Origin of the sequence: Cupriavidus basilensis (assembly GCF_000832305.1) — a bacterium.
Lineage (GTDB): Bacteria > Pseudomonadota > Gammaproteobacteria > Burkholderiales > Burkholderiaceae > Cupriavidus > Cupriavidus basilensis_F.
Genome location: NZ_CP010536.1, coordinates 1,408,283 through 1,424,601, shown reverse-complemented (window position 1 = coordinate 1,424,601; position 16,319 = coordinate 1,408,283). Strand labels below are relative to the sequence as shown.

At 67.6% G+C, this 16,319-nt stretch carries 16 protein-coding genes; 8 read left to right on the top strand and 8 right to left on the bottom strand.

The features are described from left to right. Nucleotides 1-10: 10 nt before the first annotated feature. Complete coding sequence (locus RR42_RS06505; RefSeq protein ID WP_043351498.1) at nucleotides 11-901, bottom strand: flagellar brake protein; 891 nt, start codon at nucleotides 899-901, stop codon at nucleotides 11-13. 305 nt (nucleotides 902-1,206) lie between these two features. Between RR42_RS06505 and RR42_RS06500 the strand changes: the two genes are divergently transcribed. After that, the gene (locus RR42_RS06500; RefSeq protein ID WP_043345007.1) at nucleotides 1,207-1,905 is read left to right on the top strand and encodes a FadR/GntR family transcriptional regulator; all 699 of its coding nucleotides are present in this window, start codon (nucleotides 1,207-1,209) and stop codon (nucleotides 1,903-1,905) included. 104 nt (nucleotides 1,906-2,009) lie between these two features. Next, the gene (locus tag RR42_RS06495) at nucleotides 2,010-3,116 is read left to right on the top strand and encodes an NAD(P)/FAD-dependent oxidoreductase (RefSeq protein WP_043345006.1); all 1,107 of its coding nucleotides are present in this window, start codon (nucleotides 2,010-2,012) and stop codon (nucleotides 3,114-3,116) included. Between the two features lie 30 nt (nucleotides 3,117-3,146). On the opposite strand, the gene RR42_RS06490 is transcribed toward RR42_RS06495, so the two are convergent. From RR42_RS06490 to RR42_RS06470, 5 genes are all read right to left on the bottom strand, one after another. After that, complete coding sequence (locus tag RR42_RS06490) at nucleotides 3,147-4,373, bottom strand: MFS transporter (RefSeq protein ID WP_043345005.1); 1,227 nt, start codon at nucleotides 4,371-4,373, stop codon at nucleotides 3,147-3,149. 1 nt (nucleotide 4,374) lies between these two features. Then, the gene (gene aroC, locus RR42_RS06485) at nucleotides 4,375-5,493 is read right to left on the bottom strand and encodes a chorismate synthase (protein WP_043345004.1); all 1,119 of its coding nucleotides are present in this window, start codon (nucleotides 5,491-5,493) and stop codon (nucleotides 4,375-4,377) included. Between the two features lie 87 nt (nucleotides 5,494-5,580). Further along, the gene (locus tag RR42_RS06480; RefSeq protein ID WP_043345002.1) at nucleotides 5,581-6,300 is read right to left on the bottom strand and encodes a glutathione S-transferase C-terminal domain-containing protein; all 720 of its coding nucleotides are present in this window, start codon (nucleotides 6,298-6,300) and stop codon (nucleotides 5,581-5,583) included. A gap of 22 nt (nucleotides 6,301-6,322) precedes the next feature. After that, nucleotides 6,323-8,221 (bottom strand): MFS transporter, encoded by a 1,899-nt coding sequence (locus RR42_RS06475; RefSeq protein ID WP_043345000.1) that lies wholly within the window; start codon nucleotides 8,219-8,221, stop codon nucleotides 6,323-6,325. Between the two features lie 163 nt (nucleotides 8,222-8,384). Continuing rightward, nucleotides 8,385-8,831 carry a CBS domain-containing protein gene (locus RR42_RS06470; protein ID WP_006163173.1) on the bottom strand — a complete coding sequence of 149 codons (447 nt, stop codon included), beginning with the start codon at nucleotides 8,829-8,831 and terminating at the stop codon, nucleotides 8,385-8,387. Nucleotides 8,832-9,033: 202 nt separating this feature from the next. Here RR42_RS06470 and RR42_RS06465 point away from each other — a divergent pair, with 202 nt between their 5' ends. The 3 genes from RR42_RS06465 (at nucleotide 9,034) to RR42_RS06455 (ending at nucleotide 11,946) form a co-directional block, all read left to right on the top strand. After that, nucleotides 9,034-10,344, top strand: a complete 1,311-nt coding sequence (locus tag RR42_RS06465) for an O-acetylhomoserine aminocarboxypropyltransferase (RefSeq protein WP_043344998.1) — start codon at nucleotides 9,034-9,036, stop codon at nucleotides 10,342-10,344. Then, complete coding sequence (locus tag RR42_RS06460; RefSeq protein WP_043344995.1) at nucleotides 10,344-11,168, top strand: alpha/beta fold hydrolase; 825 nt, start codon at nucleotides 10,344-10,346, stop codon at nucleotides 11,166-11,168. Before RR42_RS06465 ends, RR42_RS06460 begins: the two co-directional genes overlap by 1 nt. 460 nt (nucleotides 11,169-11,628) lie before the next feature. Beyond that, nucleotides 11,629-11,946 (top strand): Mpo1-like protein, encoded by a 318-nt coding sequence (locus tag RR42_RS06455; RefSeq protein ID WP_043344994.1) that lies wholly within the window; start codon nucleotides 11,629-11,631, stop codon nucleotides 11,944-11,946. A 13-nt stretch (nucleotides 11,947-11,959) separates the two neighbouring features. Here RR42_RS06455 and RR42_RS06450 read toward each other — a convergent pair whose 3' ends face one another. Next, nucleotides 11,960-13,333 carry a YihY family inner membrane protein gene (locus tag RR42_RS06450; protein WP_043344992.1) on the bottom strand — a complete coding sequence of 458 codons (1,374 nt, stop codon included), beginning with the start codon at nucleotides 13,331-13,333 and terminating at the stop codon, nucleotides 11,960-11,962. A gap of 158 nt (nucleotides 13,334-13,491) precedes the next feature. Between RR42_RS06450 and wrbA the strand changes: the two genes are divergently transcribed. From wrbA to RR42_RS06435, 3 genes are all read left to right on the top strand, one after another. Continuing rightward, nucleotides 13,492-14,097, top strand: coding sequence for an NAD(P)H:quinone oxidoreductase (wrbA, locus tag RR42_RS06445; RefSeq protein WP_043344989.1), 606 nt, complete (start codon nucleotides 13,492-13,494; stop codon nucleotides 14,095-14,097). Then, entirely contained in the window at nucleotides 14,094-14,543 is a 450-nt protein-coding gene (locus tag RR42_RS06440; RefSeq protein WP_082054815.1) for a DUF2069 domain-containing protein, read from the top strand. The genes wrbA and RR42_RS06440 overlap by 4 nt, the downstream gene beginning before the upstream one ends. An 86-nt stretch (nucleotides 14,544-14,629) precedes the next feature. Next, nucleotides 14,630-16,051 (top strand): FAD-binding oxidoreductase, encoded by a 1,422-nt coding sequence (locus RR42_RS06435; protein WP_043344988.1) that lies wholly within the window; start codon nucleotides 14,630-14,632, stop codon nucleotides 16,049-16,051. Nucleotides 16,052-16,072: 21 nt separating this feature from the next. Here RR42_RS06435 and RR42_RS06430 read toward each other — a convergent pair whose 3' ends face one another. Beyond that, complete coding sequence (locus RR42_RS06430; protein WP_043344986.1) at nucleotides 16,073-16,303, bottom strand: DUF2145 domain-containing protein; 231 nt, start codon at nucleotides 16,301-16,303, stop codon at nucleotides 16,073-16,075. Nucleotides 16,304-16,319: the final 16 nt, after the last annotated feature.

The window sequence follows — 16,319 nt, the reverse complement described above, 5'->3', positions numbered from 1 at the left end:
CGCCCCCCCCTCACGCAGCGGTGACCTGCATGCTGGCATTTGCCAGCAACTGCTCATAGATAAAGCACTGGAGCAGCGTCAGCTCGCGCTCGCCGAGGGCGTCGAACACAACGCCGAACGTGGGAAACTCCAGATCGCCCTCGGCAGGCAAGACGTTGCGCACTACCCCGTCGACCATGATCTCGCTGTCCAGCGCGGCGGTGCGCAGATGGAAGCACAAGCGCACCGGCGCACCGGATGCCGGCACGGCGCCGGCGATCTGGATCTGCGCGCCACCGGTGCTCAGGTCGGTCAGCAACACCAGACGGGCAGGCTGGTGCTGCGCCGTTGCATCGTCGTCCGTGCTGCCGGGATCCACCAGGTAAGCCGCCAGCCGCGTCGGCACGCGGGTTGCCTTGCGCACCGGCATCTGCTGCGGCTCGGCCGGTGCTGACAAGACCAGGTAACGGAAGGGACTGCGGCAGATGGCGGTCACCGTCGACTCGAAACTGAGGATGGCGTGACCGGAAAAACCGCGCAGCAACACCGTCTCGCCGGGCCTGAGCTGCAGTTCCTTCCCGCCGAGTTGCGGCCAGGTCACGAACAGGCCCTGCTCGACAAATCCGATCAGCCGGCTGGCCGCGGCGCGCCCGGCCTGCCCCGGCGATTTGACCTGCAGCAGCGTGCCTACCTGCAGGCCAAGCGGCCCCGCACTGGCCTGCCGCCCGCTGTCCACCGGCTCGCCCGGTTCGCCCGGCTCGTCCTCTGGCCGGCACACCGTGCCATGGCGGAACACCAGGGCGACGTCGCGATCCTCGGGAATCACGCTGCCGCTGCCGAGCACGAGATTGCCCGCCTCGTCCAGCAAGGACCACGGCAAGGGCTGGCCGACGGGGAGATCGTCAGGGGTGAGCGCAATCATGGTTAGCACCAGTGAACGCCCGCGCAGCGGGCGTGGCAGATCCAACGGCGGCTACGGGAACGCACGAACGGTCGTCCCGGCCACCACCTAGCGAGGCGCTCAATGCACGCAGCGGCTGGCGCGGCAGCCGCGAGGCGCCGCGATGTACCAAGTGAATAGCGCATCTCATCCAGTTTGCTATCGGCGTATTCCTGGAAAACCTTGAGCGCAATCCGACAACCACGGGGGCAGGCACACCTTGACGCCGCCCCGCTTTCCTCGCAAAATCTCGCCACAATCTGTCTGACAGCCTTACATATTAGTCGATGACCATCCTGAGCCGCCCCGCCTCGCTTGCCGCACGCATCGCCGACGCACTGCGCGCCGACATCGCGGCCGGCCGCTTTGCCGCCGGCGCCCGGCTCCCGGCCGAAGCCGCCCTTGGCGAGACCTTTGGCGTGAGCCGCCCCATCGTCCGTGAGGCCATTGCACAACTGAAGGCGGACGGGCTGCTGGTCACGCGCAAAGGCTCGGGTGCCTATGTGTCGGACATGCCCGGTGGTCAGGTATGGCGCATGGCCCCCGAACTGCAAGGCGGCCCAACCCCGGCCCAGCTGTTCGAGTTGCGCATGGTGGTGGAATGCGCCTGCGCCGAAATGGCCGCGCTGCGCCGCACCGAGGAGGACCTGCAAGCCATCCGCGCCGCGCTGGCCGCGATGCGCGAGCACGCCAAGGATTTCACCAGCGCCGCAGCCGCCGACGTAGCGTTCCACCACGCCATCGCGCAGGCCGCGCACAACCCCTGCTTCACCGGCCTGACCGATTTTGTTGGCCAGCACATGCTGGCGGCGCGGCAAACCGCCTGGGAAAACGCCGCCCGCTTTCGCGGCGGCTCGCAAGGCGCGGACAGCGAGCACACCGTGCTGGTGGAGGCCATTGCCGCCGGCAACGCCAGCGCGGCGCGCCAGGCCGCACGCAGGCACCTCGGCGCGGCAGCCAAGCGCATGGGGCTGACTTTGAGTTAAGCCCTGGCGCGCAGAGCGCAGGGCCTATCCACAGCGCAACACAATCCAGGGACCCGCGGCACGCACCGCCTGACAGGCGCCGGCCGCATCAGCAGAGAACGACAATGGAACAAGTAGATTGCGTGGTAATCGGCGCGGGCGTAGTGGGCCTGGCCGTGGCGAGACAACTAGCCATGCAGGGCCGCGAAGTCATCATCCTGGAAGCCGAGAACGCCTTCGGCACCATTACCAGCGCACGTAACAGCGAAGTGATCCACGCCGGCATCTACTATCCGGCCGGCTCGCTCAAGGCCGCGATGTGCGTGCGCGGCAAGGCCATGCTGTACGACTACTGCGCCTCGCACCACATCCAGCACCAGCGCTGCGGCAAGCTGATCGTAGCCACCACCGAGGCCCAGGTCGCCACGCTGGAAGCCATCCGGGCCAAGGCCGCGGCCAATGGCGTGCATGACCTGCAGTTGCTCAGCCAGGCCGAGGCGCAGGCGCTGGAGCCAAACCTGCAATGCCGCGCCGCCCTGCTCTCTGCGTCCACCGGCATCGTCGACAGCCATGGCCTGATGCTGGCCTTGCTGGGCGACGCCGAGAACGCCGGCGCCATGCTGGCGGTGCAGTCGCCCGTAGCCAGCGGCGCCGTGATGCCGGATGGTATCCGCCTCGACGTGGGCAGCCAGGACGAGGCGGCCGGCACCACGCTACTGGCCCGCACCGTGATCAATTCGGCCGGCCTGAGCGCGCCAGCGCTGGCGCGCAGCATCGAAGGCATGCCTGGCGCACATGTTCCGCCGCAGTACTACGCCAAAGGCTGCTACTTCACGCTGGCCGGGCGCGCGCCCTTCTCGCGCCTGATCTACCCGGTGCCGGAGGCTGCCGGCCTGGGTGTGCACCTGACGATTGACCTCGGCGGCCAGGCGCGCTTCGGCCCCAATGTGCGCTGGATAGATGAGATCGAGTACGGCGTGGACCCGGCCGATGCCGACAGCTTCTACGGTGAAGTACGGAATTACTGGCCGGGACTGGCCGATGGCGCGCTGCAGCCAGGCTATGCCGGCATCCGCCCCAAGATCAGCGGCCCGGGCGAGCCCGCGGCGGATTTCCGCATCGATGGCCCAGCCACCCATGGCGTGCCGGGGCTGGTCAACCTGTTCGGCATCGAGTCGCCCGGGCTGACCTCGTCGCTGGCGCTGGCCGAGCACGTGGCAAGCCTGCTGTGAAGCCCTGAACGATCCAAACGCCGGTGCGCGTCAGCGCCCGGCCGTGGCGGCTTGCGCCTTGGCGTCGGAAGCCGCTTCCGTACGGAACGTCATGAACGCGCACAGCGCGCCGCCCGCCGCCGCCAATGCCGCCAGCCCGAACGTATGAGCGGGTCCGAGCGCCTTCCACGTCCACCCCATCGCCAGCCCGCCGCAGGTGCCGCCAAGGCCGTAGGAAAGGCCTGTGTAAAGGGCCTGGCCGCGCCCCTGCAGGGGACCCGCGAACCAGCGCTGCAGGCGCTTCAGGCTAGCGCTATGGTGCGCGCCGAAGGTGGCCGCGTGCAGCACCTGCACCAGCGCCATCAGCCATGACAACCGGGCAAAGTAGCCGGTCAGGCCGAAGCGGATCGCGGCCAGCACGAAGGTGCCGGCCAGGATGGTGCGCAACGGTACGCTTGCGAACAACCGCCCCTGGAAAAAAAAGAAAACGATCTCGGCCACCACGCCGATGGTCCACATCACGCCGATGGCAAGCTTGCTGTAGCCAAGCTGCTCCAGGTACAGCGAATAGAACACGTACAGCGCGGCGTGGGCGAACATCATCAGGAACGCCGAGCCGAAGAACCAGCTCACATCGGGACGGCGCAGCAGCGGCAGCGCCGGCGGTGGCTTGACGCGCGGCCCGTCGTCGGGCGCATCGTGCATGCCGAACACCACCACCAGGAACAGCGCCAGCATGGTGCTCGCCAGCCACGGGAACACCTCCATGCCGTAGCGCTCGAACAGCGCCCCGCCCAGCAGCACGGCCACGATAAAGCCGGCCGAGCCGAACATGCGGATGCGCCCGTAGCGGTAATCGAAGGCGCCGTAGCGGCGCAGCGTGGAGATGGTGAGCGCGTCGCCCAGCGGAGACATGGCGCTGGTGATCAGGTTCAGCCCGATCATCATCGCCATCATTGCGCCGTAGCTGGTGACGCCGGGCACCATCAGGAACGCCAGCAAGGATGTCACGGCGGCCAGGCGCAGCAGGCGCACGCGGGTATGCATCACATCGGACAGCCAGCCCCAGAAATACGGGCCGACGATGCGGCTGACCTGGAAGCAGGCCATCAGCACGCCGATCTGCACCGGGGAAAAACCGCGCCCGGCGAAGAACAGGCTCACATAGGGTGAGATGACGCCGACGTAGCCGTAGTAGCCAAGATAAAACAGGCCAAAGCGCGTCTCGGAGACACGCCCGGCACCCGCGGCGCGGGCGCGTTGTTCCGCCTGCGCCAACTCAGCGCGACTGGCCGGACAGCGGCGACTGGGCGGGGATGCGCGGGGTATCGACCTTGACGTCGCCGCACTGGGCGCGGTGGCGCAGCGCATGGTCCATCAGCACCAGCGCCAGCATGGCTTCGGCGATGGGGGTGGCGCGGATGCCCACACAGGGATCGTGGCGGCCGAAGGTTTCCACCGTGGCGGGCTGGCCTGCCTTGTCGATGGATTCGCGCGGGGTGCGGATGCTGGAGGTGGGCTTGATTGCCAGGGAGACGGTAACATCCTGGCCGGTCGAGATGCCGCCAAGCACGCCGCCGGCGTTATTGCCACGGAAGCCTTCGGCGCTGAGCGAGTCGCCATGCACGCTGCCGCGCTGGCTCACGCTCTCAAACCCCGCGCCGATCTCCACGCCCTTGACGGCATTGATGCCCATCATGGCATGCGCGATGTCGGCATCGAGCTTGTCGAACAGCGGCTCGCCCAGGCCCACCGGCACATGGCTCGCCACCACCTCGATGCGCGCGCCGACCGAGTCGCCGTCGCGGCGCAGCGCGTCCATATAGGTTTCCAGCTCCGGCACGATCTCCGCATTGGGGGCAAAGAAGGGATTTTCCGGCACTTCCGCCCAGTCCACGAACGGCACGCGGACTTCGCCGAGTTGCGACATATAGCCCCGGATCTCGGTGCCGTACTGCTCGCGCAGCCACTTCCTGGCCACGGCCGCCGCCGCCACCACGGGCGCCGTCAGGCGGGCCGACGACCGGCCACCGCCGCGATAGTCGCGGATGCCGTACTTCTGCCAGTAGGTGTAGTCGGCGTGGCCCGGGCGGAAGGTCTCGACGATATTGCCGTAGTCCTTGCTGCGCTGGTCGGTGTTGCGGATCAGCAGGCAGATCGGCGTGCCGGTGGTCTTGCCCTCGAACACGCCGGAGAGGATCTCGACCTGGTCGGGCTCCTGGCGCTGCGTGACGTGGCGCGAGGTGCCGGGCTTGCGGCGGTCCAGGTCCAGCTGGATGTCGGCCTCGGTCAGGGACATGCCCGGCGGGCAGCCATCCACCACCGCGCCGATGGCCGGCCCGTGCGATTCGCCAAAAGTGGTGACAGTAAAGAGCAGGCCGAGAGTATTGCCGGACATGATGGGAGGCCGCGCAGGGCGTGAGAATTGGGGAACGGGCTACATTGTAAGGCTTTTGCCGCCCTTCCGGCCCGCCCCGGCTCTCGCTCAGGACGCGGGCGCTGCCTGCAGGTCCGGATAGAAGCGCTCCCGCATCCGCGCCACGTAGGCCACCAGGGTGGGGTGGGATTCGGCGGCGGTGCGGATCGGCGTGTCGAACAGCGGGCACAGCGCACCGGCCATGAAGGCGAAGACCGTGGCGTCGGCGCCGCAAGGCTTGTCGCCCATCAGGTAGGGCTGGCTGCCCAGCACGTCGGCCACGGCCGCCACATCGCGGCCGGCGATCGCGGCCAGATCAGCCGGGCTATGGCGCCCGAGCCCCTGCGTCCACAGGATGCGGCGGATCTTCGAGCGCACAAAACGCATCGCCAGCCCGCGCACCGGCCACGGCACGGCGCGGAAAAACGTCGCCGGGCCCCGGGCAAAATTGGCGTCATGGTTCCAGCGCGCGTCGGCCACCGCCCAGTAGAAGTTATCTTCCAGCATCTTCTCGACCGCCCAGGCCGTGCCACGCTGGGACTGCGTCAGCCCTTCATCGAAGTCGATGTGGTAGGTCTTCTCCAGGTGCCAGCGGATCAGCGTGGAGTCCGCCACCACGCGGCCCTCGTCGTCGAGATAGGGCAGCTTGCCCTTGGGCGCGCGCCGCAGGCCGCCCTGCGCGGCGCGGTACGGCAGCCCCGCGAGCTTGAGCAGCATGTCGGCCTTGGTGACGAAAGGGCTGGCGTCTGGCAGGCCGAAGGCCGGCCCGAAGGTGTAGAGCGTGATCATGCTTGCCGCCTCCCGCTTGTCGTTAGCGCCACTCGCCGCGCAAGCCCTGCACCACCTGCTGCAGGGCCTCCGGCGTGGCCAGTTCCGGCGCGATCGGGTCGCCCACGACCAGTTCCAGCCGGTTCAGGATGCCGCGCCGGAATGGCCGGGACATGGCATTGCCGCCCTTGCGGGAGAAAAAGCTGCCCCACAGCCCGCGCAGCGCCATCGGCACGACCGGCACGGGGGTGCGCCGGATGATCTGCTGCACGCCCTGCTTGAAAGGATTGAGCTCGCCGGTGGCCGTGATCTTGCCCTCCGGGAAGATGCAGACCAGGTCGCCGCCGGCCAGCGCCCGCGCGACTTCGTCGTAGGCGCGCTCCAGCATGGCCGGGTCCTCGTGGGCCGGCGCGATCGGGATCGCCTTGGCCTGGCGGAAGAACCACGACATCAGCGGCACCTTGAAGATGCGGTGATCCATCAGGAAGCGCACCGGCCGCGGGCTGGCGGCCATCAGCACCACCGCATCGGCAAAGCTGACGTGGTTGCACACCAGCACCGCGGCGCCCTCGGCCGGAATGTGCTCGGCATTGACGCGCTTCAGGCGATACACCGTATGCACCAGGATCCAGGCAATGAAGCGCAGCAGGAATTCCGGCACCAGCGAGTAGATGTAGATGGCAACCACCGCGTTGAGCAGCCCCACCACCAGGAACAGCTGCGGAATGCTGAATCCGGCCTGGGTCAGCACCACCGCCAGCAGCGAGGAGCCGATCATGAAGAAGCTGTTGAGGATGTTGTTGGCGGCGATGATGCGGGCCCGGTGCGTCGGCGCGCAGCGGCTCTGGATCAGCGCGTACAGCGGCACGCTGTAGAAGCCGCCGAACATCGCCAGCAGGAACAGGTCGATCAGCACGCGCCAGTGGCGCGGGTCGGCGGCGAAGCCGGCCAGCCCGGACAGCTCGCCGTGCTGCTCGCCGTTGCTGGCGAAGAACAGGTCGACCGCGAACACCGTCATGCCAATCGAGCCGAACGGCACCAGACCGATCTCGACATGCCGACCGGACAGCCGCTCGCACAGCAGCGAGCCGGTGCCGATGCCCAGCGAGAACACCGCCAGCAGCAACGTCACCACGTTCTGGTCGCCGCCCAGCACGTCCTTGGCAAAGCTGAAAAACGAGGTGAGGAAGGTCGCGCCCAAAAACCAGAGCCAGGAAATCCCCAGCAGGCTCAGGAACACCGTGCGGTCGGTGCGCGCCAGCTTGAGGTTGCGCCAGGTCTCGGAAAACGGGTTCCAGTTGATGCGCAGGTCGGGTTGCGGCGCCGGCGAGTCCGGCACGCGCGCGGACACCATGCGACCGGCCAGCGCCAGCGCCACGCAAGCTGCGCCGACATAGAACGGCCCCACGATCTTCTCGCCATGGGTCAGGCCGGCCAGTTCGCCGCCAAGCAGGGTGCCGAGCAGGATGGCCACGAAGGTGCCCATCTCCACCAGGCCGTTGCCGCCCACCAGCTCTGTCTCGTCCAGGTGCTGCGGCAGGTAAGCGAACTTGACCGGACCAAACAGCGTCGAGTGCAACCCCATCAGGAAGGTGCCCGTGTAGAGCAAGGGCGCGCTGTGCATGGCAAAACCCGCCAGCCCTAGCAGCATAATGGCGATTTCCAGCGTCTTCACCAGCCGGATCAGCCGGGACTTCTCGATCTTGTCGGCGATCTGGCCGCTGGTGGCCGAGAACAGCACGAACGGTGCGATAAAGATGGCCGAGATCAGGAACGCCGCGCTCTTGGCGTCAACACCGTCGAACAGGGCCGTATGGTAGGTGACCAGCGAGGTGAAGGCGACCTTGAACAGGTTGTCGTTCATGGCGCCCAGGAACTGGGTCCAGAAGAACGGCGCGAAGCGGCGCGTGCGGAGCAGACGGAATTGGTTTTGTTGGCTCATGTAGCGCTCATGTCGCGGTCGGCTCAAAAAGATGCCGCGTCGTTGCGCGGCATTTACCACTGGTACGGACTACGGGCGCGCCCCAGGAGGGGGCACGGCCCGCAGCGCCTCGATCGGCCCAACCCGGCCGCCGCTACGTGGCGCCTCTCGCGCCATGGGCGGCTCAATCGGTCTTTTCTTCCGGCCAGTCGCGGATGTAGGCCTTGAGCATGCGGTTCTCGAAGCTCTGCTCTTCCACCACGGCCTTGGCCACGTCGTAAAACGAAATCACGCCCATCAGCGTCCGGTTGTCCAGCACCGGCAGGTAACGGGTGTGGCGCTCCAGCATCATGCGGCGGACTTCATTGACGTCCGTCTCCATGGTGCAGGTCAGCGGCGCGTCGTCCATGACCTTGCGCAGGCTGGTGGTGCCGACGTTGCCGCCGTTGGCGGAGAGCGTCTTGATGATCTCGCGGAAGGTCAGCATGCCGACCAGGTCGCCGTACTCCATCACCACCAGCGAGCCGATATCGTGCTCTGCCATGATATTGACCGCCAGCAGCAATGACGTTTCCGGCTTCACCGTATAGAGCGTGTTGCCCTTGATCTGCAGGATGTCGCTGACTTTCATGATGGTCTCCGCTTCTCTGAATCTGCTGTTTTGCTGTTTATTACCTGCCGCCGCCGGCATGGCCTGATGCGCCGATCCTAGCCGAAACCAGCCGCCCAAGTAAAGCACGGGCCGCCGCCGGGGCCGCCAAGGCTATTTGCCGTGCCCCCGGCGGCAGCGGATGCTACGATGCGATCCGCAGACAACTCTAGCCCTTGAAGCCATGTCCGGTACCCGTTTCGACACCCTGGCGCTGCATGCTGGCGCCGCCCCCGACCCCGCCACGGGGGCGCGGGCCACGCCCATCCACCTGACGACATCCTTCGTTTTTAAAGACAGCGAGCACGCCGCCTCGCTGTTCAATATGGAACGCGCGGGCCACGTCTACTCCCGCATCTCCAATCCCACGGTCGCCGTCCTCGAGGAGCGCATCGCCGCCCTGGAGAACGGCGCCGGTGCGATCGGCGTGGCTTCGGGCCAGGCCGCGCTGCATCTGGCGGTGGCGACACTGATGGGCGCGGGCTCGCACATCGTGGCGTCCAGCGCCCTGTATGGCGGCTCGCACAACCTGCTGCACTACACGCTGCGCCGCTTCGGCATCGAGACCACCTTCGTGCAGGCGCGCGACATCGACGCCTGGCGCGCAGCCATCCGGCCCGAGACCAAGCTGCTGTTCGGCGAGACCCTGGGCAACCCCGGGCTGGACGTGCTCGACATCCCGACCCTGGCGCAGCTCGGCCAGGACAACGGTATCCCGCTGCTGGTCGACTCCACCTTCACCACGCCCTACCTGCTCAAGCCCTTCGACCTGGGCGCCGGCCTGCTCTATCACTCGGCCACCAAGTTCCTGGGCGGCCACGGCACCACCATCGGCGGCGTGCTGGCGGAAGGCGGCACCTTCGACTTCGAAGCCTCCGGGCGCTTCCCGGAGCTGTCGGAGCCCTATGCTGGCTTCCACAACATGGTCTTCACCGAGGAGAGCACGGTGGCCCCGTTCCTGCTGCGCGCGCGCCGCGAAGGCCTGCGCGACTTCGGCGCCTGCCTGAGCCCGATGGCCGCCTGGCAACTGCTCCAGGGCATCGAGACGCTGCCGCTGCGCATGGCCCGCCATGTGGACAACGCGCGCCGCGTGGTGCAGTTCCTGGTGTCGCACCCGATGGTCGAGTCGGTCGCCTATCCGGAGCTGGAATCCCATCCGGACTACGCGCTCGCCAGGCGCCTGCTGCCGCGCGGCGCGGGCGCCGTGTTCAGCTTCAACCTCAAGGGCAACCGTGCCGCGGGCCAGCGCTTCATCGAGAGCCTGGCGCTGTTCTCGCACCTGGCCAATGTGGGCGATGCCCGCTCGCTGGTGATCCACCCGGCCTCCACCACCCACTTCCGCATGGACGCCGCGGCGCTGCAGGCGGCCGGCATCAGCGAAGGCACCATCCGTCTGTCGGTCGGACTGGAAGACCCTGACGACCTCATCGACGACCTCAAGCGCGGCCTCAAGGCAGCCGAGAAAGCCATGAGCGCCAAAGGAGGGCAAGCCTGATGGAACTGACGATCGCAGGCCGTAAGGCCTACGCCTATACCGGCGGCAAACCCTTCGACCCGGCCCTGCCCTGTGCCGTGTTCGTGCACGGCGCGCAGAACGACCACAGCGTCTGGGCCCTGCAGACGCGCTGGTTCGCCAACCACGGCTTCAGCGTGCTGGCGGTGGACCTGCCCGGCCACAACCGCAGCGAGGGCATGCCCCTCGATACGGTCGAGGCCATGGCCGACTGGGTGATCGAACTGGTCCGCGCAGCCGGTGTCAGCACCCCCGCGCTGGTCTTCGGGCACAGCATGGGCTCGCTGATCGCGCTGGAAACGGCCGCCCGCCACCCTGACGCGGTGCGCGGCATCGCCCTGCTTGCCACGGCCTACCCGATGAAAGTCGCCGACGCCTTGCTCGACGCCTCGCTCAACCGCGTGGACCAGGCCATCGCCATGGTCAACGCGTGGTCGCACTCCAGCCTCGCCAACAAGCCCTCCTCACCGGGACCGGGCTCGTGGATGCAAGGCGGCAGCCAGCGCCTGATGGAACGCGTGGCACAACGCAACCCCGAAGGCCACGTCTTCCACAACGACTTCTCCGCCTGCAACGCCTACGCCAACGGCGACGCCGCGGTGGCCGCCGTGCGCTGCCCCGCCCTGTTCATCAGCGGCAGCAAGGACATGATGACCTCGCCCAAGGCCGCCCAGGCGCTCGCCGCCAGGATGGCATCGGCCAGCACAGTCACGGTGCCCTGCGGGCACGCGCTGATGGGGGAAAAGCCGGATGAAGTACTGGACGCGCTGGCAGCGTTCGCGCGCAAGGTGGTAGCGGCAGGCTGAAAGCGGCGGCGCAGCAAGCGCCCGTCCTCTCCCCCACAAGCGGGAGAGGGGAGCCAACCAGCGGCAAGATCAACCAACTGTGGTAGCCGTGATTCCCGCCCCCAGGCGGAAATCACCCAAGCGCGATGCGAAGCGAGCCGTCAAGGTGTGCCAAGGCCGTATGGGGCGCCTCGGGATTCGGCGAAAAGAGTGGAAAAGAGGGACCCATGTCTGAGTATCGCCTCAAGGCGATGCGAGTTTGGGTCCCGGCCGCTCTTTTCGTCGAAGCCCGAGGAGGTAGTCGCCCCATCCGGCGCGCCTTCTTTGCCTACTTTTTTGGCAAGACAAAAAAGTAGGTCGCCGCCCCGCAGGGGTGGTGAAACCGCAGTTGAAGTTGACGTTAAGCCGTTGCAGTTGCAGTTGCAGTGACAGTCCCCCCCACCTAAACTAAAAACCCCCGAACACCCCACAGGCCCCCGCCATGCCCCAGGCCCACCCCCGTGAGTTCGAGAATTTCGCCGCCTTCTACCCCTTCTACCTGAACGAGCACCGCAACCCCACTTGCCGCCGCCTGCATTTCGCCGGCTCCACCGTGGCATTGCTGTGCCTGCTTGCACTCCTGCTCAGCGGCAACTGGTGGTGGCTGGCAGCGGCCGCGGTGTCCGGCTATGCCTTCGCCTGGGTCGGCCATTTCGGCTTCGAGAAAAACCGGCCCGCCACCTTCCGCCATCCGCTCTACAGCCTGATGGGCGACTGGGTGATGTACGGCGATATCTGGCGCGGCAGGATTCCCTTCTAGGCCTGCGAGGCCTTCAGACCTGGCCGTGCCAGCCGGGCGGCACCACCTCCAGGGTGCGCCGCGCGGAATCGGCGGGGCGTTCCTGGGCGGCCGTCCCGGTCTGCGTTTGCGCCTGTTGGTCCTGCTGGTCCTGTTGCTGGCGCCGGAACACGGCCTCGAGCGGCTGGTCCAGGCGCGGGTTGTCCAGCACCTGCTTGAGCGCATCGGCACCCCGCAACTGCTGCGCCAGCGCCGTGCGCGGCAAGCGCGGCAGGTTCAGCACCAGCCGGTCGTGCAGCGTGCGCAGCGTCACCTGGCCCGGATCGCACAGCAGCGCCCAGTGCGCCTGGCCGCGATCCTGCGCCAGCCTGCCGACCAGATGCATGCCCTTGAGCTTGCCGAGCAGGCCAGCCAGGTAGTCCGCCTCCACCCGCAGCTTGCGCCCCAGGTCGAGCTCGCCGACGCTGCGCGGCACTTCATCCCGCGCCCGATAGAGCAGGTAGAGCACGCCCAGCGCGTCGAAGAACTCGCTGCCAGCAAAGGTGCGGCGGCGCCAGTAGCCCTGCCGGATCACCGGCAGGTTGGCGGCGATGGTGGCACCCAGCAGCGTCACCAGCCAGCTCAGGTAGATCCACAGCAGGAAGATCGGCAGCGCGGCAAAGGTGCCGTAGACCGCGGTGTAGGTCGGGATATGGGTGACGAAGTAGCCGAAGCCGCGTTTGGCCAGCTCGAAGGCCAGCGCTGCCACCAGCCCGGCGGCGATCGCGTCGCGCCACTCCACGTTGGCGTTGGGCACGGCCGTGTAAAGGAAGGCAAAAGCGACCGCCGACAGCAGCACCGGCGTCAGGCCGACCACCAGTCCCAGCCCGAACGGCATGGTGCCGACATAACCAGCCGAGACCGAGATCAGGTAGGAGCTGATCGACAGGCTGGCGCCAATCAGCACGGGGCCCAGCGTCAGCACGGCCCAGAACACCAGCACGCGCTGTGCCAGCGGGCGGCGTTGCTTGACGCGCCAGATCGCGTTGAGCGCGTCCTCCACCGTCAGCATGGTGAGCACCGAAGTCACCATCAGGCCACCCAGGCCCACCGCCGTGAGGCCCTTGGCGTTCTTGGCGAACTGGCCAAGGTAGCTGGTGATGGAATTACTGACGTTGCCAGGAATCAGGTTCTGGAACAGGAAGGATTCGGTCGCGCTGCGGAACTCGCGGAACACCGGGAAGGCCGCCAGCAAGGCGAAGGCCACCGTCAGCACCGGCACCACCGCCAGCACCGTGGTGAATGTCAGGCTGGCCGCGACCTGCGGCAAGCGTCCTTCGCCGGCGCGGCGCAGCGCGTAGCGCGTGAGCGCGCGTAGTTTTTGCAGATTCCATTCCCTGCGCAGGCGAACGATGCGGGCGGCTAACATGCGGGGGCAAACTCCTTACCGGATTCCGTGGCGAGGCCGCAACTATAATACGCGCATTGCCCTCGCGCGCCGCGCAAGGCACAAACCCGGCCTGCCTCCCGGGACCGCTCCATCCTGGCGCCACCCCGGTTACACCGTCAGGCGCCGTAGCCCCGTCCATGACCGAACTCCTAGTCCTCTACTACAGCCGCCACGGCAGCACCCGCAAGCTGGCCGAACTCATCGCCACCGGCATCGACAGCGTGCCCGGCGCCCAGGCGCGCCTGCGCACGGTGCCGCCGGTCTCGACGGTGAGCGAAGCCACCGCTCCGGATATCCCCCCGCAAGGCCCGCCCTACGCCGAACTGCGCGACCTCGAGGAATGCGCGGGCCTGGCCCTGGGCAGCCCCACGCGTTTCGGCAACATGGCCGCGCCGATGAAGTACTTCCTCGACGGCACGGTGGCCCAGTGGCTGTCCGGCGCCCTCACCGGCAAGCCCGCCTGCGTGTTTACCGCCACCGGCAGCCTGCACGGGGGCCAGGAAACCACCTTGCTGTCCATGATGCTGCCCCTGCTGCATCACGGCATGCTGGTCATGGGCCTGCCCTATTCGGAAAGCGCGCTGATGACCACCACCGGCGGCGGCACGCCCTACGGCCCAAGCCACCATGCGCGCGTGGACAACAGCGCGCCGGTGTCCGAGGAGGAAGCCGCGCTCGCTCGCGCCATGGGCAAGCGCCTGGCCGAGACCGCGCTGCGCCTGGCCGGCGGGAGCCGCGCATGAGCGCCGCCCCGAAAGTCCCGGACGTGTCGCACGCCACGGCGCCGTCCACCGCTAACGCCAGCGACGGCGCGCTGCACAATGCCGCCCTGTGGCGCGTGAGCGCCGGCAGCCTGATTGCGCTGATCGTGCTGTGCATCGCCTGGGAATGGTTCCTGGCGCCGCTGCGCCCGGGCGGCTCGTGGCTGATCCTCAAGTTCCTGCCTCTGCTGCTGCCGCTGCGCGGCGTGCTGACCCGCAACCGCTACACCATGCAGTGGTCGTCGATGCTGATCCTGCTGTTCTTCACCGAAGGCATCGTGCGCGCCACCAGCGACCGCGCGCCATCGTCCACGCTGGCGTGGGCCGAAGTGGCGCTGACGCTGCTGTTCTTCTTCGGCACCATCCTCTACCTGCGCCCTTACAAGCGCCGCGCCAAGGCCCTGCAGCCGGCCAAGCCCGGCAAATGACCACGCCGGCGAGCTCGCCATCAGCCCGCACCGATCCATCTCAGCGCGGCCGCTCTCGCAGCAACCGCCCTCCCGGACCCACCGCCATGAACGCCTCGCACCTCGATTCCTTCCTTGCCCTGTGCCGCGCCGCGCTCGGCGAGCAGCACGTGCTGACCGACGCCGCCGATCAGGCCCCCTACCTGACTGACTGGCGCAAGCGCTACACGGGCGAGGCAGTGGCGGTGCTGCGGCCGGGCTCAGCGGAGGAAGTCGCCGCCGCCGTGCACGCCTGCCACGCGCACAAGCTCGCCGTGGTGCCGCAAGGCGGCAATACTGGGCTATGCGGCGGCGCCACGCCGCAGGCGGACCAAGCTTCGGTGGTGATTTCGCTGCAACGCTTGAACCGCGTGCGGCAGGTGGACCCGCTCAACAACACCATCACCGTGGAAGCCGGCGTGATCCTGCAGCAACTGCAGGACACCGCGCGCGAGCATGGGCGGCTGTTCCCGCTGAGCCTGGCCGCGGAAGGCAGCTGCACCATCGGCGGCAACCTCTCCACCAACGCGGGCGGCACAGCCGTGCTGCGCTATGGCAATACGCGCGAGCTTTGCCTTGGGCTGGAGGTGGTAACGCCTGCCGGCGAGATCTGGGACGGCCTGCGCGGCCTGCGCAAGGACAACACAGGCTATGACCTGCGCGACCTGTTCATCGGGGCGGAAGGCACGCTCGGCATCATCACCGCCGCCGTGATGAAGCTCTATCCGCTGCCGCGCGCTCGCGTCACCGCGCTGGCAGCCGTGGCCAACCCGCGCGCTGCGCTGGCCCTGCTGGCCATCGCCCAGCAGCGCGCGGGCGCCATGCTGACCGGCTTCGAGCTGATGTCCGAGCGGTGCCTGTCGCTGGTCACCACGCATTACCCGCAACTGCGCTATCCGTTCGACCGCCCGCACCCCCAAGTCGTGCTACTGGAACTGTCCGACAACGAAAGCGAAGACCATGCGCGCGCCATCTTCGAAGCGCTGATGGAAACTGCCTTCGAAGCCGGCGTGGTGCAAGACGCGGTAGTCGCCGAATCCGTGCAGCAGTCACGCGACTTCTGGAACCTGCGCGAACATATCCCGCTCGCCCAGGTCGACGATGGCAAGAACATCAAGCACGACATCGCCGTGCCGATCTCGCGCATCGCCGATTTCATCGACACCACCGACGCCCTGATCCAGCAAGCCTTCCCCGGCGCGCGCATGGTCACCTTCGGCCATCTCGGCGACGGCAACCTGCACTACAACGTGTCGCCGCCCGTGGACGAAAGCCACGATACCTTCCTCGGCAACTCGGAAGCCATCAACCTGATCGTGCATGACAGCGTGCATGCGCATCGCGGCTCGATCTCCGCCGAACATGGGCTGGGACAGCTCAAGCGCGAGGAGAACCGCCGCTACAAGAGCGGCGTGGAGCTGGCGATGATGCGGGCGATCAAGCAGGCGCTCGATCCCCAGGGCTTGATGAATCCGGGCAAGGTGATCTGACAGGAAATGCCCGCCGGTGGCTTAGCGCGCCGCCGGAATTTCCACGACCTGCCAGCCCTCGTTGCGGTCCGCCAGGAATCGCATCACGGAATCAACGGTGACGGTCCTGATGCGATCGGAGAAGCGCAGTTCAGTGGGATGGTCGTCAAAGGCCACGTTGGCCTTGAACACGCGGCCACCCGGGCGCTTGAACGTACCGATCTTCATCTCGGACGGCTGGTAACCGGCCAGCTTGAGCCAGGCCTGCGCCATCCTGCAGGCGCAGCAG